The 24856-nt window shown below is 47.8% G+C and carries 17 protein-coding genes; 14 read left to right on the top strand and 3 right to left on the bottom strand.

The features are described 5' to 3' along the window. Positions 1–85: 85 nt before the first annotated feature. The 8 genes from J2X05_RS17945 to nagB all read left to right on the top strand — a co-directional run bounded on the left by J2X05_RS17945 (position 86) and on the right by nagB (position 11100). Positions 86–2794, top strand: a complete 2709-nt coding sequence (locus tag J2X05_RS17945) for a TonB-dependent receptor (RefSeq protein ID WP_310075112.1) — start codon at positions 86–88, stop codon at positions 2792–2794. Positions 2795–2888: 94 nt separating this feature from the next. Further along, on the top strand, positions 2889–4412 hold the full coding sequence (locus tag J2X05_RS17940) for a tryptophan halogenase family protein (protein ID WP_310075110.1): 1524 nt from the start codon (positions 2889–2891) through the stop codon (positions 4410–4412). 63 nt (positions 4413–4475) lie between these two features. After that, on the top strand, positions 4476–5180 hold the full coding sequence (locus J2X05_RS17935) for a DUF6445 family protein (RefSeq protein WP_310075107.1): 705 nt from the start codon (positions 4476–4478) through the stop codon (positions 5178–5180). 492 nt (positions 5181–5672) lie between these two features. Continuing rightward, a complete protein-coding gene (gene nagK / locus J2X05_RS17930) occupies positions 5673–6599 on the top strand; it encodes an N-acetylglucosamine kinase (RefSeq protein ID WP_310075105.1) in 927 nt (308 codons plus the stop codon). Positions 6600–6614: 15 nt separating this feature from the next. Then, positions 6615–7919 carry an N-acetylglucosamine MFS transporter NagP gene (nagP, locus tag J2X05_RS17925; protein ID WP_310075103.1) on the top strand — a complete coding sequence of 435 codons (1305 nt, stop codon included), beginning with the start codon at positions 6615–6617 and terminating at the stop codon, positions 7917–7919. 45 nt (positions 7920–7964) lie between these two features. Next, complete coding sequence (locus J2X05_RS17920) at positions 7965–9053, top strand: acyltransferase family protein (RefSeq protein ID WP_310075101.1); 1089 nt, start codon at positions 7965–7967, stop codon at positions 9051–9053. 46 nt (positions 9054–9099) lie between these two features. Then, positions 9100–10257, top strand: coding sequence for an N-acetylglucosamine-6-phosphate deacetylase (gene nagA, locus J2X05_RS17915; RefSeq protein WP_310075099.1), 1158 nt, complete (start codon positions 9100–9102; stop codon positions 10255–10257). A 48-nt stretch (positions 10258–10305) separates the two neighbouring features. Further along, positions 10306–11100: a glucosamine-6-phosphate deaminase gene (nagB, locus tag J2X05_RS17910; protein WP_310075098.1), complete on the top strand. Its 795-nt coding sequence runs from the start codon at positions 10306–10308 to the stop codon at positions 11098–11100. 82 nt (positions 11101–11182) lie between these two features. Here the strand turns inward: nagB and J2X05_RS17905 are convergent, their stop codons facing one another. Further along, the gene (locus J2X05_RS17905) at positions 11183–12235 is read right to left on the bottom strand and encodes a LacI family DNA-binding transcriptional regulator (RefSeq protein WP_310075095.1); all 1053 of its coding nucleotides are present in this window, start codon (positions 12233–12235) and stop codon (positions 11183–11185) included. A gap of 288 nt (positions 12236–12523) precedes the next feature. Between J2X05_RS17905 and J2X05_RS17900 the strand changes: the two genes are divergently transcribed. Both J2X05_RS17900 and J2X05_RS17895 read left to right on the top strand, forming a co-directional pair. Beyond that, positions 12524–13363: an SMP-30/gluconolactonase/LRE family protein gene (locus tag J2X05_RS17900; RefSeq protein WP_310075094.1), complete on the top strand. Its 840-nt coding sequence runs from the start codon at positions 12524–12526 to the stop codon at positions 13361–13363. Between the two features lie 165 nt (positions 13364–13528). Beyond that, complete coding sequence (locus tag J2X05_RS17895) at positions 13529–18073, top strand: two-component regulator propeller domain-containing protein (protein ID WP_310075093.1); 4545 nt, start codon at positions 13529–13531, stop codon at positions 18071–18073. A gap of 27 nt (positions 18074–18100) precedes the next feature. Here the strand turns inward: J2X05_RS17895 and J2X05_RS17890 are convergent, their stop codons facing one another. After that, positions 18101–18412: a DUF1244 domain-containing protein gene (locus J2X05_RS17890; protein WP_310075091.1), complete on the bottom strand. Its 312-nt coding sequence runs from the start codon at positions 18410–18412 to the stop codon at positions 18101–18103. Positions 18413–18687: 275 nt separating this feature from the next. Between J2X05_RS17890 and motA the strand changes: the two genes are divergently transcribed. Both motA and motB read left to right on the top strand, forming a co-directional pair. Then, complete coding sequence (gene motA / locus J2X05_RS17885; RefSeq protein ID WP_310075089.1) at positions 18688–19545, top strand: flagellar motor stator protein MotA; 858 nt, start codon at positions 18688–18690, stop codon at positions 19543–19545. A 12-nt stretch (positions 19546–19557) separates the two neighbouring features. Further along, entirely contained in the window at positions 19558–20559 is a 1002-nt protein-coding gene (gene motB / locus J2X05_RS17880) for a flagellar motor protein MotB (RefSeq protein WP_310075087.1), read from the top strand. 95 nt (positions 20560–20654) lie between these two features. On the opposite strand, the gene J2X05_RS17875 is transcribed toward motB, so the two are convergent. Next, positions 20655–22364 (bottom strand): cation:proton antiporter domain-containing protein, encoded by a 1710-nt coding sequence (locus tag J2X05_RS17875; RefSeq protein ID WP_310075085.1) that lies wholly within the window; start codon positions 22362–22364, stop codon positions 20655–20657. 223 nt (positions 22365–22587) lie between these two features. Here J2X05_RS17875 and J2X05_RS17870 point away from each other — a divergent pair, with 223 nt between their 5' ends. Together J2X05_RS17870 and J2X05_RS17865 are read left to right on the top strand one after the other, a co-directional pair. Beyond that, a complete protein-coding gene (locus J2X05_RS17870) occupies positions 22588–23100 on the top strand; it encodes a DUF1993 domain-containing protein (RefSeq protein ID WP_310075083.1) in 513 nt (170 codons plus the stop codon). Between the two features lie 70 nt (positions 23101–23170). Continuing rightward, on the top strand, positions 23171–24826 hold the full coding sequence (locus J2X05_RS17865) for an NINE protein (protein ID WP_310075081.1): 1656 nt from the start codon (positions 23171–23173) through the stop codon (positions 24824–24826). Positions 24827–24856: the final 30 nt, after the last annotated feature.

Below are 24856 nucleotides of genomic sequence, written 5' to 3'. Positions count from 1 at the left end.
GACAACGTTGTCTTGTGTCCCCAGTTGTTGAAAAGTTAGTTCATTATTAAATACACACAAATTGCCAAGTCACGGGAGAATAACCATGCGTAACAAGTTAAGTGATGCGATCAAACTGGCCAATAAGAGTGCACTGATGCTCGGTTCAGTAGCAGCTGTCGCCATGATGGGTTTTGTTGGTACTGCACATGCACAAGATGCAGGCGCAGAGCCAGAAGAAGTGTTGGTAACCGGTATTCGCGGTGCATTGAAAAATGCAGTTGATATCAAACGTAACTCTACCGCTGTTGTAGATGCTGTTTCAGCTGAAGATGTGGGCAAGTTCCCTGATTCGGACATAGGCGAGTCACTTGGCCGCGTCCCAGGTGTAACTGTTGGCCGTGCATTTGGCCAAGGTGCATCAGTATCTATTCGTGGTGCCGCACCACAAATGACGTTGACCCAATTAAATGGTCAGAACGTTGCTTCTACTGGTTGGTATGATCAACAAGCTATCGATCGTAGCTTCAACTACTCATTGCTTCCATCACAATTGGTGGACGGCATGGAAGTTTACAAATCATCGCGAGCTGATCTTAATGAAGGGGGCATCGGTGGTACCGTTGTCGTTAAAACTCGCAAACCATTGGATATGGAGGCCAACACTGTCTATGTGGGTGCTAAGGCACGCACTGGCACTATTAGCGATGAAATCTCTCCAGAAGTATCTGGTTTGTATAGCTGGAAAAATGATTCAGAATCTTTTGGTATTTTGGTTGCTGGAGCAACTGAAGAATTCGACTACGTACGTCGTGGTACCGAAGCAGATTACCGTTGGTGGGATGACGTTTCTCCAACCACTTTCATCCAGGAGCGTGAACGTACCGCATTGGATGTAACTACACAGTGGGCTCCCACAGACGAATTGACCTTTGGATTGCACTATTTGTCTTTGGATCTCAAGGCAAACAATACCAATACCAGTACTTATATTTTTTCTGGTTTGGATCAGTCTGCTGCTAACTACACTTGCTCGGAAAAAAATGCGGCTGGTGTATGTACAGTGAGTACGACCAAAAAACCTGTTCGCGGTAACTTAACTGCTGGTTGGGCGAGTGGCGCATTGGGAACCGAGACCTTCAACCAAACTTGGGGTCGTGTTGCGAGCATGGACTCTGAAACCTTTGATTTGAATGCTGAATACGCTGCTGATTCATTCAAAGTAACCGCTAGCGCAGGTAGTACCAAAGCTGGTGGCGGTACTGACTTAACGACCAATTTTTCGCACTTTGCTAGCCTGGGTGACTACAACATGGCGTTGTGGGCAGGTAGCATCGATGCCTCCGGTAAGAAAATTAAGATCAATGCTACATCTGATCTGAACATGACTTTGGCCAACTACCGTGACAAATCTGCTGCAGAAGCCTGGGCTGTAAAAAGAGGTCCAAACTCAGACGAAGAGAGCTATGCACAAGTTGACTTCGAATTTGATCTGGACCTTGGTGCCATCAAGTCGTTCAAAACCGGTGTCCGTACTACCGACCACGATGTAGAGAAATCTTCTGATGCGGCGGTGTTTGGTAATGCAACTCCTCAAACTCTAAACGATACTTCTATGTTCTATCGCGGCACCTTTGAAGTGGGTTCACATGGTTTCAAAGCGCCAAAACCTGTACTGGGTGCAATGGTTAAAGCAACCTTGGCAGATGTAACTGGCTGGAAAGAAGAGCGTGCTGGCTACGCTGCGCTGAATGAACAAAATGATGCGCTTTACGGTATGTTTACTTTTGAAGCTGATGCCGTTAAAGGTGACTTTGGATTGCGTTATATCAGCAGTGATATAACTGGTACGTCATATGCGTTGGATGGTACTCCGCTGGCTGCTGGCGATCTAGGTCAAAATCTCTATTACAGCACCAACAAAACATCTGTTGGTGAAGATTATGATGATGTGTTGCCAAGCTTGAACGTAACCTTTGATCTGACTGATGACTTGGTGTTGCGTACTACCGCTTCACAGGCAATCAGCCGTGCAAATTACAACGATATGTTCACCAATGCGAGCCAAACTGGTTATCAGGATGGCATTCCAGGTAACGAACGTCTGACCACAGGTAATGTTGGTTTAAAACCAATGAAAGCTTCTCAGGCGGATCTTGGTGTGGAGTACTACTACGGTGACGGTAACATGTTGTCTGCGACTTATTTCGTTAAGTCAATCAATAACTTTGTTACTAGTGATATTGAAATCAATAGATCTGTTGGTTTGGTGAGTCCTGATAGTAAAGTGGACAACTGGGAAGTAGTTACCCTTAAGAACTCTGGTGGCGGTGAAATTGATGGTATAGAGCTGCAGTTGACCCATGCGTTTGATAATGGCTTCGGTATGGCTGCAAGCTACACTTACGTAAATGCTAATGCGCCACTGGAAAGTTATACGGATCGTCTTGGCGTATTCACTGAATCTTCCAAAGACAGTGTGAACCTGGTTGGTTACTGGGAAAACGATGTGTACTCGGCGCGTGCTGCTTATAACTGGCGTTCAGAGTATATGATTCGTGAAACTGGTTACTATGGCAACCGTATGCATGATGACTTCGGTTCACTGGATTTGAGCTTGGGCTGGAATGTATCTGATAGCATCAGTGTGAGTTTTGAGGCTACCAACATTCTTGAAGAAGATGATGTTCAGTATGGTGGAGCCGAATTTTGGGCCGCAGATTCTGGCACCAAGCGCCCTCTGTTGGAAGGCTTCCCGGCTTGGTCATTTGAAGGTGAAGCAACTTATATGTTGGGTGTAAGCTTCAAGCTATAAGTGCTAATTAGCTGAGTAGTTCAAAAAAGCCCAGCTTAAGCTGGGCTTTTTTGTTTAAAAATAATGGGTACAATTTTTATTTGGTAAGCCAGTGATGAAAATTAAACGCGTGGCAATTGTGGGCGGTGGCACTGCGGGTTGGCTGGCGGCGAATCACCTGGGGGTGGAACTTAGTCGCGACCCTGAAATTGAAATCACCCTGATTGAATCAAAAGATATTCCTATCATCGGCGTAGGTGAGGGGACGGTTCCGCAAATCAAAGCGACCTTGAAACGCTTCGGCATAGCGGAAATCGATTTGTTATCCACTTGCGATGCAACTTTTAAGCAGGGAATTAAATTTGCACATTGGATGGATGCGCAAAAGCATGGCGCCGATAATTTTTATTATCATCCTTTCAGCTCACCTTATCCCTCGGGTTTTGATGTCACTAATTATTGGCTAAATAATAAATCAGCATTTGAGTTTTCAAAGCTATCCGAGATTTATTCGGTAGCTGAAATGAATCGCTCCCCCAAACAAAAGTCATCGCCACCTTATATGGGCTTGGTGGATTATGCCTATCATTTCAACGCGCTTAAATTTGCGGATTTATTAGCTAAAAACGCGCGTGAAAAATTTTCCGTCAAACATATATTTGAAACCATTTCCCAAGTTTTGCTCAATGCGGATGGCAGCATTAAAGGATTTGTTTATGCATCTGGCAGCGAAGAAGAATTTGATTTTTTTATCGATTGCACCGGATTTTCATCGCTATTGATTGGTGAAACATTAGGTGTACCTTTCCTGGATAAATCGGCGCAGATTTTAACTGATACTGCGCTTGCTATTCAGGAGCCTATCGCCGAGAGCAATGAAATTCTGCCTTATACATTAGCAACCGCACACAAAGCGGGATGGATTTGGGATATCCCATTGACTCATCGCAGAGGTGTGGGTTTTGTCTATTCATCCCGACATATGACAGAGAGCGAGGCTGTTGGAACTTTCTCAACCTATTTCGGGCGAGACTTGGAAGATGCCAACCTTAGAAAAATACCTATGACAATTGGTTATCGGGAAGCTTTTTGGAAAAAGAATTGCGTCGCTTTGGGCCTGGCGCAGGGATTTGTAGAGCCGTTAGAGGCCACATCCATATTAGTCACTGATTTTGCTGCATTGCTGGTGGCCAGAAATTTTCCAAAGATGATAAATGATATTCCTGTTGTGTCTGAGTACTGCAATAAAGCGGTGCGGTATACCTGGGAGCGGGTAATTGATTTTGTACAGCTACACTATTTGATTTCAGACCGCCGTGACTCGCAATTTTGGATTGATAACACTGAAAATTCAGTAATGTCTGATGTGCTGCGGGAAAGGCTTGAGTTATGGAAAATCGGCGTACCTAAAAAGACAGATTTTTTCAGTTCGTTTGATATTTTTGGTGTAGAAAACCACTTGTTTGTGCTCTACGGGATGGATTATCCAACAAGGCCTGGTGTGCTTGGTGCTAATGAAGAATCCAGATCAAAGGAATTGGTGCGTGCTGTCCAGGATAAATCATTGCAGATGGGTAATTCTTTGATGTCGCATCGTGCTTGGTTAAGTGAGCTAAAACAAGCGCTTGCATCCCGCTAGTACTTGTCGGTACCAGTTAATTATATGATGTGAATTGGTTGAACCAAATTAGTGAGAACGCTAATGATGATTAATGAAAGCCTGACTATGCAGACACTGTCTGTGGGCAATGAAAAAAACAAAGTCATTTATTTTGATGATTTTTTAGTGGAGCCGTCACGGCTTGTTGAATTTGCCAGTGGCGCGGTCTTTTCACCTTATGCCGCAGCGGTACAGCGCAAAGGGTATCCCGGTGTGCGAACTCCGGCGCCCGCTGATTTTGCCAATCAGTTTAAAAACATGGTTGGTGAAATAATAAAGAGTGAATTTGGCATTCCGGCTGAAACTCAAGTAACTGCGCTACAAAATGCCCTGTGTTTGATGACTGTACCCGAGATGGAACTGGGGGCACTTCAGCGGATTCCCCATTTTGATGCAAGTAATCCTTATTTTTTTGCCACGCTGCTTTATCTGTGCGGTGAAGGACATGGAGGAACAGGATTTTATCGACACAACAGTACGGGCTATGAATCTATTACGCCTGAACGATGCGATCTCTATCTCGATGTTTCCTATGAAGAGCTGAATAGAAAAAAACCTGAGCGCCGTTATTTTTCTGAATCAGATGAGTTTTTTACCAAGGTAGGATTTATTCCTGCACAATTTAACCGCTTGGTTATTTATCCTGGCTGCTTATTACATTCGGCCAATATTTTATCGAGTGTCAGTATTAATTCTGATCCAAAGACGGGCAGGTTAACGGCGAACAATTTTTTTAGTTTTGATTAAACGTGACTGCAGCATTAATTGCCTAATGAGTTTTTCATTGGTGAATGCGTTGTGTAATCTCCAAAAAATGCGTTGTGAATATTGTTAGTCTGGTTCAATAGCTGCTGTATTTTGCATGCTGCATTATGGGCGGCTGCGCCCCATTCCCCCCATTTAACTCATCTACCACGTTCTATTTCCCTGTATTTTAAAGGTTTTCCTTTTGACTATAAAAAGTCAAAATTTTCTTTGACAACGTTGTCTGGTCGGCGTAATCTAATCCTGTCCGATGATGACATCTGGGTCTGATAACTCTCCTTGTTAGGCTCAGTATCATGGGGCATGAGTTCTCTAGAGCTGTAGTAGTGGTCTTGTGGTTAGTGTCCTGCGGGGCACTAACCTTTTTTAACTGTCTGTTATGATCGCAAGCCAATTGGGAACATTCGAATTTTTGAGTATTCGGCGCTGCATCAGTTAGGCCGGGTATTTGCTCTAAAAATAAAGAGGTAGATCATGGCAAAGATGCCACTCGGCGAACAAACCTTGTATATAGGGATTGATGGCGGCGGTACTAAATGTCGCGCCAGTATCATGACCGCAGATTTACAGGTGCTGGGTACTGGTGTCGGTGGTCCTGCTAACCCTTTCCAAGGCGTACAACAAGCCAAAGATTCTATTCGCACTGCTGCCGAGCTGGCATTGATTGATGCTGGTTTACCTCCTTCAGCAATGACTGAACTAATTGCTGGCGCTGGCCTTGCCGGTGTCAATGTTCCAAGTCTTTACGAAGTGATGTCGGCTTGGGAGCACCCTTTCAAAGAAATGCATCTCACCACTGATCTTCATATTGCCTGCCTCGGTGCCCACAACCGCGATGAAGGTGCGGTGATGATTTGTGGGACGGGTTCCTGTGGCTATTCTTATGTAGGTGATAAATCGCTCTTTATCGGCGGTCATGGTTTCCCCATTGGCGACAAAGGCAGTGGTGCCTGGATGGGATTAGAGGCAATTCAAGCGATTTTGTTGGCCTCTGATGACTTGGGACCAAAGACCAGTTTGAGCGAATCTATTGGTGAATTCCTGCAAGCATCCGGTGTGATGATCGTAGACCGTATGTTTGGTGCCAAGCAGGGCGACTACGCCAAATTTGCTATTTTTGTGGTGGATGCAGCCGATGCTGGCGATGCTGTTGCAGTCAGTATCGCAAAAGAAGGAGCTGCCTATATGAGTGCAGTCGCGCGCAAGTTATGGGCGACTCAACCTGGCCGCATGTCAATTATCGGTGGTCTTGCTCCGCGTCTGATTCCCTGGATGGAACAGGATATGGCCAACAATCTTTCCCCCGCTTTATACCAACCGGAATTTGGCGCCGTGTATTTCGCCAAACAGCGTTTCAAGCTAGCCAATAATAACCAGAGTGTTTTAACCACTGCCATCTAACGCGAGAACTTGACCATGAGTAACGACGCTATTGCTGTCCCGGCACCGGGCGCAAATTCAAAGAGTTCATTTCTTCCTTTGGCAATGATTGCCGGGATGTTTTTTATTTTCGGATTTGTCACCTGGCTTAATGGCTCGTTGATGCCTTATTTGGAAGTGGTTTTGGCGTTAACCCCATTTCAAGCTTCATTTATTCTGTTTTCTTTTTATATTGCGGTAACGGTTTTTTCGCTGCCATCCTCCTGGATAATTCGTAAAGTCGGTTACAAGAATGGTATGGCAATTGGCCTGGCTACCATGGCTTCAGCTGCACTGATTTATATCCCTGCTGCAAAAACTCACTGGTTCGGTATGTTTTTGGTTGGGCAGTTCATGATGGGTGCCGGACAAACGCTGGTGCAAACAGCAGTGAATCCTTACGTAGTAAAAATGGGGCCTGAAGAGTCTGCGGCGCGCCGTATCAGCATCATGGGTATTCTCAATAAATCGGCGGGCATTGTTGCACCTATTGTATTTACTGCGTTGATTTTGGGGGGGATGACTGGGCACCCAACGACAACACCAACGCCCGAAGAAATTGAGCAGATGGCAAGTAATTTGGTATTGCCCTACATTTATATGGCGTTAGTGATTGGTGCTGTTGCGTTTTTGGTAAAATTTTCTTCGTTGCCTGAGTTGGAATCTGAAGACGATAGTTCAGAAAAATTACCTTTGCGTGGTGCGTTGCAATTTCCAAATCTGGTACTGGGCGTGATCGCGTTGTTTCTCTACGTTGGTGTAGAAGTAATTGCCGGTGATACGATCGGTGCCTACGGTCGTAGCATTGGTTTTAGCAACTTCTCTATTCTGACTTCAATCACTATGACCTGTATGGTGATTGGTTACATACTGGGTATTTTATTAATTCCGCGTGTTATTTCTCAGCAAAATATGTTGCTGGTGTCTGCTGCTCTTGGTGTGTTTATCAGCCTCTGCATTGTATTTGGTAGCAACGAATCTACGTCTATTTCTTCTCTGTTTGCTTTCCTTGGTGCGCCTGCAATTCCTAATACTATTCTGTGTATCGCTTTGCTGGGTTTAGCGAATGCCATCGTATGGCCGGCAATTTGGCCATTGGCGTTAAGCGGTTTGGGTAAATACACCGCAACGGGTTCTGCGTTGCTGATTATGGCGATTGCGGGTGGTGCAGTGGTACCTGTGATCATGGGCGCGCTATCAACAGTTATTGATCGGCAGACGGCTTATATTGTGATGACACCCTGTTATTTGTTTATCCTCTTTTATGCAGCTAAAGGATACAAACTGCGTAGTTGGAAATAAGGTCTAAATATCAGTAACACGACTACATGATTTGCGAGGTATCCGATGGTCAAGCAGCGTTTTCTAGCGTTGGATGTAATGCGTGGTTTGACCCTCGCGTTGATGATTCTGGTAAACACTCCCGGTTCCTGGGAGTTTGTTTACGCGCCCTTGCTGCATGCAAGTTGGCATGGTGCGACGCCCACCGATTTTGTATTTCCTTTCTTTATGTTCATTGTTGGTTCGGCCATGTACTTTTCAGTGCGCGGTCTGAGCCAACTGACCTTTGCCGAACAATCCAAAAAAATCCTGCGCCGCGCTGCACTTATGTTTTTAATTGGCGTATTGCTCGCCGCCTATCCCTTTACGGAAAGCCTTGCGCAGTGGCGAGTGATGGGCGTGTTGCAACGTATTGCCATCGCTTATGCATTTGCCTCTTTTATTATTTTGTATTTTGGATTTACTGGCCGTGTCGTGATTAGCGCTATTTTATTAGTCGGTTATTGGGGCTTGTTAAATCTATCCGCTGATCCATACAGCCTTGAGCACAGTATCGTGCGCCAGTTCGATTTGAGTGTGCTGGGTGCCAGCCATTTATGGCAGGGCAAAGGGATGCCTTTTGATCCCGAAGGTATCCTGAGCACCTTTCCATCGATAGTGAATGTGATTATTGGTTTTGAAGCAGCGCGCGTTTTGCTCGCGAGTGAAGACAAAGAAAAAGCGTTGAGTAAATTGTTTGTATCGGCATTGGCCCTGATTGGTTTGGCATTGTTGTGGAATACCGTTTTCCCGATCAATAAATCCCTGTGGACCAGCCCCTTTGTATTACTGACCTGTGGTGTGGCGATTTTGCTGATGATCTTATTAGTGAAGCTTGAGCAGTCGGCGGCAGCTAATGCGATCAAACCTGTGTATCACTTCTTTGAAATTATCGGAAAGAATCCGCTCTTTATTTATGTGTTGTCGGGTGTGTTGGCAACTACTATGTATTTAATACCGATTGGCAATGAATCACTCTACACCGCACTTTATGCGGCCTTCCGCAGTGTGACTGACCCGTATTTTGCATCGCTAGTGTTTGCAATGTTGCAAGTGGCGATTTTGTGGCTTGTTGCCTGGGTATTGCACAAACGCAATATTATTATCAGTTTGTAACGTTTGTCGCTGTCAGTGCGGCGAGCGATTTTTGACAGGTGTTGTTATGAAACAGGCGTTAGTGGGCGCGCGCATTTTTACCGGTGAAGACTTCCTGGAAAATTATGCGGTAGTGGTCGCAGGCGAACAGATTGCAGCGCTGGTTCCCGTCGCTGAACTGGATGAATCTATTCCGCAAATTTTATTGGACGGCGGTGTGATTGCGCCGGGCTTTATCGATTTACAAGTCAATGGCGGTGGCGGTGCGTTTTTTACTAACGATACCAACGTCAGCGCAATCGCGACCATGTTGAATGGTCATCGCCCTACAGGCACCACCTCGTTATTACCTACTTTGATTAGCGATACCCGTGAAGTGCATCAGGCCGGTGTTAAAGCCGTTGCTGATGCTGTTGCCGCCGGAATGAAAGGTGTGCTCGGAGTTCACGTTGAAGGTCCGTTTTTTGATATGGCGCGACGCGGTGCGCACAACGAACGCTACATTCGCGAAATGGAACAGGCTGATATCGATTGGTTAGTTGCCTCGGTAAAAGGCCAGCACGATTTTAAAGTAATGCTCACGCTTGCGCCCGAACATGCGGCGCCCGGTCAAATTAAACAATTAACCTCTGCAGGTGTCGTCGTCTGTGCTGGTCATACCGATGCGCATTATGAATCGGTAGTTAGCGCGCTTAAAGAAGGCCTATCCGGATTTACCCATTTATACAATGCGATGCGCCCAACTACTGGCCGTGAACCTGGCGTTGTGGGTGCTGCACTGGAAGATGCAAACAGTTGGTGCGGAATTATTATCGATACCTACCACGTGCATGCCGCTTCTGCACGTATTGCTTGCGCCGCAAAACCCAAAGGCAAAATGTACTTAGTGACGGATGCTATGTCGACTGTCGGCTCGCCCGAAAAATCTTTCCAGATTTACGGCGAAACTATTTATGAAAAAGATGGCTGTTTGGTCAATGCAGAAGGGCGGTTAGCAGGCAGTGCAATCGGCATGATTGATGCTGTGCGCTTGAATACCGAATGGGTTGGCATGGAATTGAGTGAGAGCTTGCGTATGGCGGCGCTATACCCTGCAGAATTCATGAAGGTGGATAATTATCTTGGTCGAATTCAATCCGGTTTCCGTGCGGATTTAGTGCATTTTACGGATGATTATCGCGTAACCCACACTTGGGTTGCCGGTGATTTTTTGCGGCATAGTTAGTTTTAAATTGTTAATTTTTTCGGTCAATACCACTCACTGGAGTGTTCAATGAAAGTTGTTATTTTGAAAGATGCTGCTGCAGTTGCTAAATACGGCGCGAACATTTTTATTAAACAAATCAGCCGTAAACCTGATTCGGTATTAGGTTTGGCAACTGGCTCAACGCCCGTGGCGCTTTACAAAGAATTAATTGACGCTTACAAAAGTGGGCAGGTTTCATTTAAAAAAGTGAGCAGTTTTAACCTGGATGAATATTTGGGCTTGAACCCAACTCATCCGCAAAGTTATCGCTACTTTATGAATCAACAATTGTTCGATCATATTGATATCGATAAAGCCTCTACCTTTGTTCCGCCGGGTGATGCAGAAGATCCATTTACTGCCTGCGCACTTTATGAAACTGCAATCAAACAAAAAGGCGGCATTGATATTCAATTGCTGGGTATCGGTCGCAATGGCCATATAGGTTTTAACGAGCCGTCTTCTTCCTTGATGTCGCGCACGCGCATCAAAACCCTTACCCGTGCCACCATTGATGATAACGCGCGTTTTTTTGGCCCCGATGAATACCAGCCGCATTTATCCATCACCATGGGTATAGGTACTATTCTCGAATCGAAAAAAGTAGTGCTGCTAGCAACGGGTGAAAACAAAGCTGAAGCGATTAAAGCAACGGTAGAAGGACCGCTCACAGCAGCATGTCCGGCATCGGCGCTGCAATTGCATGAGCAGGTGGTGTTGGTAATTGACGAGGCCGCTGCGTCATTGTTATCGGATGTTGAGTTATACAAACACATTGAAATCGAAAATCAAAAATTATTGGAGCGGCTAGGTCGCGCGTAATTTTTATTGCCACCGTTAAAAAACAAAAAGGCCGACTTGATTGCAAGTCGGCCTTTTTTATAAAGCTGAGTTGCTATTGTCGTCAACGTTTTGATGGAGCAGGGCAAGTGGAATCGCGCACAATTAATTGCGGATAAAAACCTTCGCTCTCTACATCGCGATGCGCGCGAATGGTATCAATCAACAATCCGGTGGCGCGCTCTGCGATGGTGGTGTTGGGTTGTTGCGCGGTGGTTAAATTTGGCCAGGCTTGGCGGGAGAAGGGGCTATCTTCAAAGCCGACAATGGATAATTGCTGCGGCACATCCACACCTTGGATGCGCGCCGCAAACAAAGTACCGGCCGCGATTTCGTCGTTACAGGCGAATACAGCGGTTGGTTTTAAATTGGACGAGAGCAATTGGCGGGTGCGTTTTACCCCGGATTCAAACGAGTATTCGCCGGGCAGGATTAATTTTTTATCGAGCGTAATTTTATTGGCTTTGAGTGCAGCCTTGTAACCTTCCAAACGTTCGCCGCTGGATTTATGCGCTTCTTCACCTCCTAAGAAGGCGATGGCTTTGTGGCCGAGGTCGATCAGGTATTGGGTAATTTTGTACGCGGCGGTGCGGTCATCGATAAAAATGCAGGGGCCTTTTTTATCTGGCGCCTGTGAGCCAGACAGGATGCGTACAAACGGTATTTTGCGTTTGCCCAGCGCCGATAATACTTCCGGCATTTCCGACATCGGCGGTGTCAACACCAGCCCGCCCACCTGGCTGCGATCCACCATGTTGAGCACTTCATCAATAATGTCATCGGCCTTGGAGTTGCAGGGGTGGATAACCAACTCATAGCCCTGGCGACGGCATTCCCCCAGAATCCCCTTCTGCATATCGATCACATAGTTGCTGTTGGGGTTGTCGTAAATAAAACCAATCGACGAGGCCGCGCCGCGCAGTAAGCGCGCCGATAAGTTGGGTTGGTAATTCAGCGCCTTGACTGCCTGCATTACCTTGTCTTGCAGCTCCTGGCCGACAGTTCCTTCTTTATTGATCACACGCGATACGGTCTTAAAGGAGACTCCGGCCAACTTGGCTACATCTTTAATGGTGGCTTTGGATTTGGGTGCGTGTTTATCGACACTGGTTTTCATAGGTTTTTAGGCTTATCAGGCAATTGATTATCAGGCTGACCCTTACAGGGCTGGTTGCTAGGGTAGAGCTTAGGCCATCCAAGCGCAATGATTTCGCTGCCGCCGCATTTTATTTGTTTCCGCTGGCGTAAAGAGCCGTAACGGTGGCGCAAGGTTTTGTAAAGAGTTTTGCGGCGGGGAAATCCCCAATGGCAACATGGTCTAGAGTTAAGGATGGGTCAAGCTGGTGCAGGGATTCCCGTCGGCAATTAAAAATAGATCACAACAATAAAATAATGAGGTATCGCTATGAACAGACTCTTTGCATTCCCCAGTCTCTTGCTCTTGTTAATACCCCTTGCACTACCCGCACTGGCGCAGCACAAATTGGAGCAGGCGTGGCTGACTCCCAACTTACCCACCCCTGAATCAGTGCTTTATGTATTGGGGAATGATGAACCTTATTTGTTTGTTTCCCTGATCGACGGTCAGGGTGATGCCGTTGATGGCAAGGGCGGAATTGCCAAATTGTCTACTGAAGGGGAGGTCATTGATAAGGAGTGGTTCTCAGGCCTTAATGCTCCAAAAGGGATGGCGATCTACCAGAACCGGTTGTATGTGGCCGACCTTACCGACGTGGTGGTGATCGATATTAAAAAACAGGCGCTGGTTAAAAAGATTCCCATCGCCGGGTCAGTTTTTTTAAATGATGTCACCGCGAATTCCAGTGGTGTGGTGTTTGTATCTGATACCCGCACTAATAAAGTCCATCGCATTGAAAACGACGAGCCAAGCCTGTATCTGGAAAATATGACCAGCGCGAATGGGTTGAAAGTGTTTGGTTCTAGTTTGATTGTTGGTGCTGGCCCGGAATTATTATTGCTGGGACCGGATAAAAAGCCGCTGACTCTGGCAAAGGGTTTTGCCCAGGGGATCGATGGTATAGAGATGACCGAACGCGGTGAATTTATCGTCTCCTGCTGGGCAGGGTTGGTGTACTACGTTTACAGCGATGGCAAGATTGAGTTGTTGATCGATTCCCAATCCGAAAAAATCAATACGGCCGATATTGGCTTTGACCCAAACACCAAACGGGTTTTTGTACCCAACTTTTTTAAAAATTCGGTCACTGCCTATCAGTTGAAATAGGGGTGGGCATGCGCTCAGGCCGGTTGCCTCAATCTGCCTGAGCGGTTTAACTGTTACTTCGTTCCCTTCGCTCCTTCCGGATAGCTGCTAAAATTGGAGTTCGCCAGATAAATTAAGCTGGTTTTGGTTTGTCCACCCTATATCAGTATCCCGCTGGAGCTGACGATGGCGCTTGCCCCACTGCTTAAATTATTGATAGTCAGCTGTTTATTTGTGCCACTTTTTACACTCGCCCAGACCGCACCTCGTCCACTGGATAGCCCGCCGCTACACTACTCCTTCAGCCATATATTGCCGGATCAAGTTGCCGCTATAGGCTACATCAGCACCGTTGCGCAGGATTCAGAGGGTTTTATGTGGTTCGGTGGCGCCAACGGCCTTGCGCGTTACGACGGTTACAATCTGGTTATTTACCGCCGCGACGATATCGATGAACACAGTTTAAGCAACAACTACATCAACGATATTCATCTCGACCGCGATGGCAATCTATGGATTGCAACCCGTAAAGGCATCAATCGTTACGATGCGCAGCTAAATCGTTTCACCCGCTACAGCGTCGCCAGTACCCCCGAATTGCTCAGTGCTGATGACATTATGTCAATTGAAGAAACCGATGATGGCCGCTTTTGGTTGGCCAGCCGCGGTGGTCTTTACAGCTATACACCCAGCAACAACCAATTCCAGCTTCACACCCTGGAAGATAAGGCTTCTACGGCTGGCGAGGGTTTGCTTTGGGCGGTCGTTAAAGACCAGCAAGGTAATTTATGGGTCGGCCATCAGGATCGCGGTATCTCTCGCTTTAATCCGGCTACGGGAGAAGTGCGCCGCTACGCGCAAGCGCAAGGGCTGACTTCTGCGGATATTCGCGAGCTCTATGTCGATTCTGCCAATAACCTGTGGGCGGGCAGTTATGGTGCGGGCCTGTTTATGCTGGATGACAAGCGCGAGCACTTTGTTGCACTTGAACACGACACCCAGGAAAAAAGTGCAATGGTCATGGCGGTGCTGGAAGATCGCCAAAAAAATCTATGGGTGGGCGATGGCAGTGCCGTTTATGTCCGCGCACCCGGCGCACAAACCTTTGCCCGTTTTACCTATGACGAAACCAATCAGGCATCGCCTGGCAACTACGTGGTGAACACACTCTTTGAGGATGCAGCAGGCGATATTTGGCTCGGTTATTTTCCCTCGGGTGTCGATGTGATTGATCGCCAGGCCTCGATTTTCCACAACTACAGCCACAGCCCCAATGACCCTAATACGGTAACTGGCGGCGGTGTACTTTCGGGCTTAAAAGACGCGCAAGGAAATTTGTGGATTGGCTCCGGCTACGGCCTGAATTATTTTGATCCCAGCACTCAACAGTTCACACGCTATGTTTACGATCCTGAAAATTTGACGGGTATTGGTGGCAACACTGTGTTGTCGATGGTTTTGGGAGCCGACAGGGAATTATGGTTGGGAATCTATTCGGGTGGGCTTAATCGGTTAGATATAAGCACCGGGAAATTTACCCGTTACATGCCTAATCCTGACAGCGCCAACGCGATTCGCGGCCGCGAGGGCTGGTCGGTCATTCGCGATCAGCAGGGGCATATCTGGGTTGCGACCGAGGAGGGATTGAATCGCTACGATCCCACTACTGATTCTTTCCGCTATTTTGTACCTCCACCTGAGCACCTCGACGGTGACAAAGCACTTTATGCCCGGGTGGTTTATCAAGACCGGCAGGGACGTATTTGGGTTGGCGGTATTCGGGGTCTATTTTTATTTGATCCTGCTACCGAAACTTTCACGCGCTACCGCCATATAGATAATGATCCAACCAGTTTGAGCGCGGATTTTGTTTTTGCTATGTATGAAGATAGCCGCGGTAATTTCTGGGTGGGCACCGACGGCGGCGGGATCAATTTGTTTGATCGCACCACAGGTAAATTCACCGCCTACACCAGCCGCGATGGCCTTGCCGATGATGTGGTCGCCGGCCTTGTGGAAGACCCGCAAGGTTACTTGTGGTTAGGGACCCAAAAAGGTATTGCCCGCTTTGATGTTGATAAAAAACAATTCCGCAATTTTGATAAGCGCCACGGCTTAAACGACAATTTGTTTAACCGCAATTCACCCGTGGTAATGAATTCAGGCGAATTGTTTTTTGGTAACAGTAAAGGCTTTGTCGTGTTTGACCCTGCCGCAATTTCTACCAATAATTATTCGCCGCCCATCGTATTTACCAACTTACTCATTCTCAATAAACCGGTCATGGTAAACGCAAAGGGTTCGCCCCTCACTGCGTCGATTAACCATATCGATGAAATCAGGCTTTCGCATGAAGACGCAGTGGTTACGCTGGAGTTTTCTGCACTCAATTTCCAAATGACTGAAGAAAACCAATACGCCTACCGCCTGTTAGGTTTTGATGGCGATTGGATTTTTGCTGGGACAAAACGTACGGCTACTTACACCAACCTTGACCCGGGCTATTACGTATTTGAAGTTAAGGCGAGTAACAACGATGGAGTGTGGAGCGATAAACAAGCGCGCCTCGCGATCCATATTGCGCCGCCGTTTTGGTTAACCTGGTGGGCATATCTGGGCTACTTGCTGATAACTTGTTTGCTGTTTTACTGGTTTGTGCGTATCCAACAATTAAAATTGCGCTATGAACAACAACAAGTTGAACAAGAGCGATCACTGGTGCGTCGCCTGCAGCAGGTTGATAAATTAAAAGATGAATTTCTCGCCAATACCTCGCACGAATTGCGCACACCACTCAACGGCATTATTGGATTGGCGGAGTCGTTGCTGGATGGATTAAATGGCCCTTTACCTGCACATACGCGCTACAGTTTGCGCTTGATTGCGGCTAGCGGAAAACGGCTTGCAGCGCTCGTGGACGATATTCTTGATTTCGCCAAATTAAAAAATCAGGGTGTGGTATTGCACAAAAAAGCGGTGGACTTGCGTGTGCTGGTCGATATTGTTATTACCCTCTCACGTCCATTGATAGGTGATAAGCCGCTCACCTTACACAATCACGTGCCGGAAAATTTACCGGCTGCCTATGCCGATGAAGATCGGCTGCTGCAAATTTTGCACAACCTCATCGGCAACGCAGTGAAGTTTACTCATGAGGGCAGCATTAATATTTATGCCGAGGTAAACGAAAAAGATGATCAAATTTTGGTGCAAATTGCTGACAGTGGAATAGGCATAGCCGCAGAACACTTAACAACTATTTTTCAACCTTTTCAGCAGGTAGATGGCCGTGCAGAACGTGTCTACGGTGGGACAGGTTTGGGATTATCCATCACCAAACAATTGGTAGAGCTGCATGGTGGAACTATTAGTGTTCAATCCAATGCCGGTCAGGGTTCGGTATTCTGTTTTAGTTTGCCTCTGTCGCTGGAACTTCCTGCACAGTCTGCAGTTGACGATACTGCACATGAAATGGCGGCTGATTTTGTTGAAACGCCCACACAGCAATTAAATGAATCCCGGGCGGCTCGTATTGGCAAGACATTCCAGGGACACATACTGGTGGTGGACGATGATTCGGTAAATCGCTTGGTGCTAGTGAACCATCTCGCGCTGCGCAACTACCGTGTTACCGAAGCTGCCAGTGGTGAAGAGGCTATCGCACTGGTAGAAGAACATGGCGATATTGATCTTGTACTGCTCGATATCATGATGCCGAAAATGTCTGGCTATGAAACCTGCAAACGCTTGCGCGAGTCTTATAGAACCTATGAGTTACCAATTATTTTTCTCACTGCCCGCAGCCAGACCCAGGATTTGGTGATGGGTTTTGAGGTGGGCGCGAATGACTATTTAATTAAACCGATCTCCAAAGAGGAATTACTGGCGCGCGTCGACATGCATCTGCAGTTGTACAGTGCGACCCAGTATTTGGATCGCAAAGTGGCTGAGCGCACTGAAGAATTGCGCGCAAAAAATGAAGGCTTGAAACAGGCGCAACAAGAACTACAAAGCGCGTACCAGAAATTGGAAGAGGCAAGTTTGTCAGACCCGCTTACCGGGTTGCACAATCGTCGCTTTCTGAGCAAATCCATGCCTTCTGATATTTCGCTGGTGGAGCGCGAATACCAAAATTGGTTGTTCGCGAATCAAACCAATGGCGATGATGAAATCCATTGGCCACTACCCAAAGATCACGATTTAATTTTTATGTTACTCGATGTGGATTATTTCAAATGGGTCAATGACAGTTACGGCCACAGTGCGGGTGATAAAGTGTTGGAACAATTGAGCCGCCTGTTGGAAGATGTGTTGCGCGATTCCGATTATCTTGTGCGGTGGGGGGGGGAAGAATTTTTAATTGTCGCGCGTTTTTGTTCGCGTGCAGAAGCACCGGAAATGGCCGAGCGAATCCGCCAAGCGGTCGCGCATTACACCTTTGATCTAGGCAATGGACAGCAGCTGCAAAAAACCTGTTCGATCGGTTATGCGGTTTATCCATTTTATCCGCAAGTGCCCAATACCTTGAGCTGGGAACAAGTGGTGGATACGGCGGATCGCGCGCTCTACGCCGCAAAAAATGCCGGACGCGATTGCTGGGTAGGTATCGCCAGTAACCCGGGGGTGGTGCTGGATATGAACCCTGCTGTCGATAAAAACCTCAATCTCTTGCTCGCCAAAGGTGCAATTGAAATTGAGGCTTCAGTAGATAAAACGCAGGTTAAATTTTAACTATGGTTTTATTTTTCTCGTCGCTTGTTATTTGTCATGCTGTGTTTGTTGAAATTGTTGTAACTGCGCAGGGTTAGCATCAGTCTGGTATTTTTCTTTCCATTCAGCGTAAGGCATACCGTAAATACGCGTGCGCGCATCTTCATAATCCAGTTCGATGTTGTCTGCCTTGGCCGCCGCTACATACCATTTGCTCAAGCAATTTCGGCAGAAACCCGCGAGATTCATCAGGTCAATATTTTGCACATCCTTGCGGCTGTCCAAATGCTCCAGCAAACGGCGAAACGCAGCAGCTTCCAATGCTTGTTGGTTGGCAGGCGAGAGTTCATTAATTTTCATAAGTTAACCTTTAGCTTCTGGATTAGTGGCCGATTAAGTGGCGTGCGGCAGTGTGGGTGATCGTCAGTGGCAGGTCAATTGCAGCTAATTCATCGGCGTTGCTTGAACCTCAAATCAACCTGCCTATACTCAAACCGTGCTGGCCGCATTGTCGTATTTGTCGTGTTTGTTTTGTGAGCGTTTTTGCCGCCGTCTTTTTGCCGTATTAATGCAGGGCTGTTGCTGTGCCGGGGCCGTTGCTACCTTGAGGCCGTTTTTATGTTGGGGGTAAGTGCGTGAATATAATTCTAGGGATTATTATCGTCCTGGGCTGTGTAATTGGTGGTTTTGCCATCCATGGTGGTAACCCCATGGCGTTGATGTCGCCGATTGAGGTACTGATTATTTGTGGTGCCTCGTTTGGTGCGATGGTGATCGGCAACCCGCTCTCGGTCACAATGGGCGTTATCAAATCGGCCGGGGCACTCATGACCCCATCCAAATTTAATAAAACCTTTTATCTGGAAATTCTGACCCTGCTGTACGACATCCTCAATAAAACCCGCCGTGAGGGGTTGATGGCAATTGAAGGCGATATTGAGGAGCCAGATACCAGCCCCTTGTTCGCCAACTACCCGGAAATTCTGAAAGACCACCACATAGTGGAATTTATCTGCGATTACCTGCGCATTATGGTGGCGGGCAACATGGCACCCCATGAGCTTGAGTCGCTGATGGAGCAGGAATTGGATGGGCATCATCAAGAGGCCGCTGTCATTCCCGGAGCCATACAAAATGCGGCGGATGGTTTGCCAGGCTTTGGTATTGTTGCCGCAGTGCTGGGGGTAATCATTACCATGGGCAAGATTGGCGGGCCACCTGGTGAAATCGGGGCGGCGGTGGCAGCGGCCTTGGTGGGAACCCTGTTGGGGATTCTGTTTGCCTACGGGTTTATTGCACCCTTTGCCTCTTACCTCGGCGGCAAGAACCGCGACGAATCGCGTGCCTATGAATGTGTTAAAGCCGTTCTGGTTGCCTCTATGAATGGTGTGCCGCCGCAAGTTGCTGTGGAATTTGGTCGCAAAGTACTGTTCCACAGCGTTCGCCCCAGCTTTAAAGAGTTGGAAGAACAATATCGCGCCAGCAAGAAGTAAGGGCAGAGGTTTATGGAAAAGGGCGCGAATCAGCAACCCATCATTATCAAAAAGAAGAAGGGGCATGGCCATGGCCACCATGGTGGCTCCTGGAAAGTAGCGCTTGCTGATTTTATGACTGCACTAATGGCGTTCTTTTTGTTGATGTGGCTGTTAGGCAGTACGTCTTCAGAAGAACAGAAGGCGATTGCGGCGCATTTTAAAGATCCGGGCAGTAAATATGTGGTGGGCGAGGGGGGTGCTGATCTCGGTCTAATCACTCAAGACAAACCTTTGGAGCAAACCGAATCAGATGACCCCAATGATGAAACTGCCAATGATCAGGAGGCTACCAAAGATCTGACGGAAGAAGAATTGCAAAAAGAGTTGGAGCGTATTGAAACGCAACAACTGGAAGAGTTGAAAAAACAATTGGAAACTGAAATCAATGCGCTTGATTCGGTCTTCCAGCAAATCAAGGACCAAATCCTGATCGACTTTACCGCGCTGGGTTTGCGAATCCAGATTGTCGATAAAGACCAGCGCCCTATGTTCGATGTCGGCAGTGCCAACTTACAACAGTGGTCATCCAATGTGCTGAATGCATTGGCACCGATTTTGGATAAAGTGCAAAACAAAATCAGCGTCACTGGCCATACCGATGCAACCCCTTATGGCGTAGGTGCAACCTATACCAACTGGGAATTATCCGCCGACCGTGCTAATGCCGCACGCCGCGCGTTGTTGGAAGGTAGCTATCCGGAAGGCAAGGTTGCTACAGTGCAAGGTATGGGTTCAGCCGCACCTTTGGTGGTGGATAAACCAGGCGAGCCGATCAACCGTCGGATTGCGATCATTGTGCTGAAAAAAGCAGTTGCTGATGCGTTGGGCAGCGGTGCGGGAATTGATAGCAGCCAGTTGATGAAAAGCGGTGATACGTTTGCCAAGCCTCCTGTGCAATCGCAACCGGCCGGACCGAAAATCCTTTCACCCACAGAAGTGGATGACGCTATTGATGCGGCCAACGCACAATAACCCAACCAGTTTCAGATGCATAAAAAAAGGGCTGGATAACCAGCCCCTTTTTTTACGCGCTTGTTTTTTTGCAAGTCACTAACGGTAATTGCGCGTTAGCTTTTGCCCATCCGTTGCAGCACATGTTCTGCCATACCACCGGCCAATTGTTGTTCGCTTAAAAATATCCGTCCGATATTTTCTTTCACCCAGAGTTCGGCTTCTTCTTCATTGTGGGTGCGAATCACAGTTTCAATTTTGGGGTTCAACTTGCGCGCAATGTCCACCATTTGGCGCACATGGAAGGTGTTCGAGGTTGCTGCGACCAATATGCCTGCCTTGGCGATATGCGCTTGGATGAGCACATTCGCGTCAGATGCATCGCCGCACACTGCTGGAATGTTTTTCGCGCGCAACTCTTCAACAATTGCGCGATTAGCTTCAGTCACAACATAAGGTATTTGCTTCTCGTCGAGTATTTTGGCAATGCGGCGACCCACGCGGCCATAACCCACCAGCACCACCTGGCCCGAAAGATATGCCTCGTCGGTACTCATCGGCAGTACTGCCAATGGGTCATCGCGTACCTCCAGTTTTCGTGCAAAAGCTGAATGCTTAAGCGCCCACTTACGCAGCGGTTCCAGCAGCGTAAACATGAGCGAGTTGAGTGCGATGGACACCAGAGCGCCGGCGAGGATCAGGTTTTGTGCTTGAATATCCATCAACCCCAGACTGATACTCAATCCAGCCAAAATAAACGAAAACTCACCTATCTGCGCCAAGCTCGCGCCGACAATCAACGCCGTATTCAGCGGGTAGCGGAACACCAGTACCAGTGCTACAGCGGCGATGGTTTTCCCAAACATAATAATGGCTACGACGGCGAGCACTTTTAGCGGCTCGTCGAGCAAAATGTTTGGATCAAACAGCATACCGACCGACACGAAAAACAATACGGCAAATGCATCGCGTAGGGGTAGTGAATCATCGGCGGCGCGGTGGCTGAATTCCGATTCGCGCAGCATCATGCCCGCAAAGAAAGCACCCAGTGCGAAGGACACATCGAACAACAGCGCCGAACCATAGGCGACCCCTACAGCAGTGGCGATAACACACAAACTGAACAACTCGCGCGAACCGGTACCGGCCACCCACCAGAGCAATTTAGGCAACAAGCGTTTACCGACCACCAGCATAAATGCTACAAACGCGGCAACCTTACCCAGTGTAATCAACAGCGTGACGGCGATGTGCTGGTCATTGGTGGCCGGGGCGTGGCCATCGGCGGCGGGAATAGTTCCCATGATGCCCGCAGCGACTGGCAGGAGTACCAACACCAGTACCATCACCAGATCTTCCACCACCAGCCAGCCTACCGCGATACGGCCATTAAGCGTTTCAATTTGCCCGCGCGCTTCGAGCGCTTTGAGCAGCACCACCGTACTGGCACAGGAAAGCGATAAACCAAACACCAGGCATTGCGCCAGATCCCAGCCCCAGCAATAGCCTGCACCGGCGCCGAGCAGAGTGGCAATGGTGATCTGTAGCATCGCACCCGGTACGGCGATACGTTTGACAGCCATCAGGTCGCCCACAGAAAAATGCAGGCCAACACCAAACATCAGCAGCATCACGCCAATTTCCGCGAGCTGGGCAGTGAGTGCCATGTCGGCGACAAAACCGGGAGTTGAGGGGCCGATAATAATACCGGTCACGAGGTAGCCGATGAGCGGTGGTAAGCGCAGGCGCGCGGCGACGAAACCCAGGATCATCGCCAGGCCGAGGCCGGCCGCAATAGTTGTGATTAGGCTAATGTCATGTGGCATAAGCAGCTAAGTCCTTGATGAATGAGGGTTAACTATATTGGCAGGTGGCAAAAAAGTGTAATCATTGGGTCCATATTTACCTTTTTTATATGGTTAATTTACCCCACCGGGATTGAATAGCCGCTGGCGCAGCCCCAAATCGCCCAAGTCCCAAATGATCTGCTCACGCAATGAACACTGATTATCCAGATCAGTCTACCCAAGGTATTCACAGGAGAATTCCATGTTTTACGAACTTACCGTTGTGCAATTCAGCAAAGCGCTCAATAACCTCAACGCGATTCTCGATAAGGGTGCGGCCCACGCCGAAGCGAAAAAATTTGATGTATCGGTGTTGTTGAATTCGCGCCTCGCGCCGGACCAATTCAATCTGATTCGCCAGGTCCAAATCGCCTGCGATACCGCCAAGTTAGGTGTTGCACGCCTGACCGGTAAAGTGGAATCTGCCCCCGTTCATGCCGATACCGAAACCACCCTGCCAGAATTGAAGGCGCGCATTCAGGCAGTGTTGGATTATCTCGCTGGTTTTAAACCGGAAGATTTTGCCGGTGCTGCTGAACGCCATATCAGTCAGCCGCGTTGGGAAGGTAAATATCTCACCGGTACCGAGTTTGCGATTCAGCATGCAATCCCGAATATTTATTTTCATATCACCACTGCTTACGCCATTCTGCGTCACAACGGCGTTGATGTGGGCAAGAAGGATTATCTTGGAAGCATGCCTTACAAAAGCTAATATGGCGCATCAATAATTAACTCATGCGCTGTGTGAACGGCGCATGGGTTTTATAAAAGGATGCGTAAGGATGTCTGATACTCGATTGGATGTATATTTGCTCGGTGAACCGCAACCGGGTATAGATAGATCAACTCTGGTGCGCAATCTCGCCACCACCTTCAAAAAAGATGTTCCGGTCATTGAAAAAATGCTGCGCAGACCGCGTAGTTTGCTCAAAGCCAATGTCGATGCGGCAACTGCCGCGAAATACCAAAGCGCAATCAAAAAAGCCGGTGGCCAATGTGAATTGGTAAACCACGGCGAACAATTATTTCCGAGTGAAGCATTGAGCCCGGTAGCCGCGCGCGCACCGCTGAGTGTTGCGCCTATTGAACCTACCGCGCTCATACCTGCAGTCGATGATCAGGCACCTGCGGCAGATAACATCCCACACGGCAACGCTCACTATCAATCGCCTTACAGTGCTCCCACTACCAACAGCGAGTCCACGGATTATTTTTGCTATAAGTGTGGGCGGGGCATCGCACCTGGTTTGGCGCAGTGCCCGTACTGCCGCGCTCCTCAGGTCCAGTTGCATCGCAAAGAAAAAGCGACTGCGGGTGTGCTCGCATTTTTCCTCGGCGGTTTAGGTGTGCACCGTTTTTATTTGGGGCAGTGGTGGGGAATTTTTTATCTGCTGTTCTGGGGCACATTGATTCCCAGCATTGTTTCGCTGATTGAAGCTTTTGTATTTTGGTTTACGCCCAATGAGCGTTGGAACCAAAAATACGGGCAGGTGCCCGCACGCGGTGCCGGTATGGCAGTGGCGTTAGTTATCGGCGCGATTTTGATGGTAGCCATTGTCGGTATTCTCGCCGCAGTCGCCTTACCCGCCTATCAGGATTACACCACGCGCAGCAAAGTGCAGGCTGCATTACCGTTGATCAATGAAACCCGACAAAAAGTCACGGCTGTCATTAAACAAAAAAATTTTTTACCGAGTGAAAATGTGTTGGCGGGTTTGCCAGAAACGATCAGCAATGAATTTGTTACCTCTATTGAATTAAGTGAGGATGCAAAAATGGTTGTCAGTTTTCGCATCCCGCATTTAATTCAGAATGGCACCAACACGATTATTTGGACTCCAGAAATAAAAGGAGATGATGTGGTGTGGACCTGCCTTGAGGGTTCACTGAGCGATAAATACCGCATGCCCGAGTGTCGTGGTGGTAGTGGCGCGGTTGAGTCTTCGCGGTCGCAGAGTGCCGATAAAACGTCATTGAATGCGCGCATGTACAGCGATGATAAAACCATATCCTTGATGGTGCCGAATGATTGGAAAGGTAATCGTAAATTAAATGAAGAGGCGATCCTCGGTGTTGCCAATACCTATGATGAGGTTTATGCCATTGTTATTCGCGAATCCAAAACGGATTTTGAATCATCAGTAACATTGGATGATTATTTGCAGCTGGTGGTAAAAAATACGGAATCATCAGCAGAAAATTTTCGCGAAATTAGTACTGTTCAATCGCTTAATATAAAAGGCCTTTCCGCAAGGCAGCAGGTAATAGCTGCTTCAGTAAATCGCCTAAAAGTGACCTATCTTTTAACGGGCCTGGAAGACGATACCTATTTTTACCTTATTTATGCCTGGACTATGGATTCCCGCTTTGAAAAAAATCGCGCTTTACTGAAAAAGGTGAGTGAGAGTTTTACGGTTCATGCGGGAGTTAATCAATAATGACGAACCCTTATGAAGTGCCGCAAGCGG

The sequence above is a fragment of the Cellvibrio fibrivorans genome (genome assembly GCF_031457055.1).
Classification (GTDB): Bacteria; Pseudomonadota; Gammaproteobacteria; order Pseudomonadales; family Cellvibrionaceae; genus Cellvibrio; species Cellvibrio fibrivorans.
This window is presented reverse-complemented; position numbering and strand designations above follow the sequence as displayed.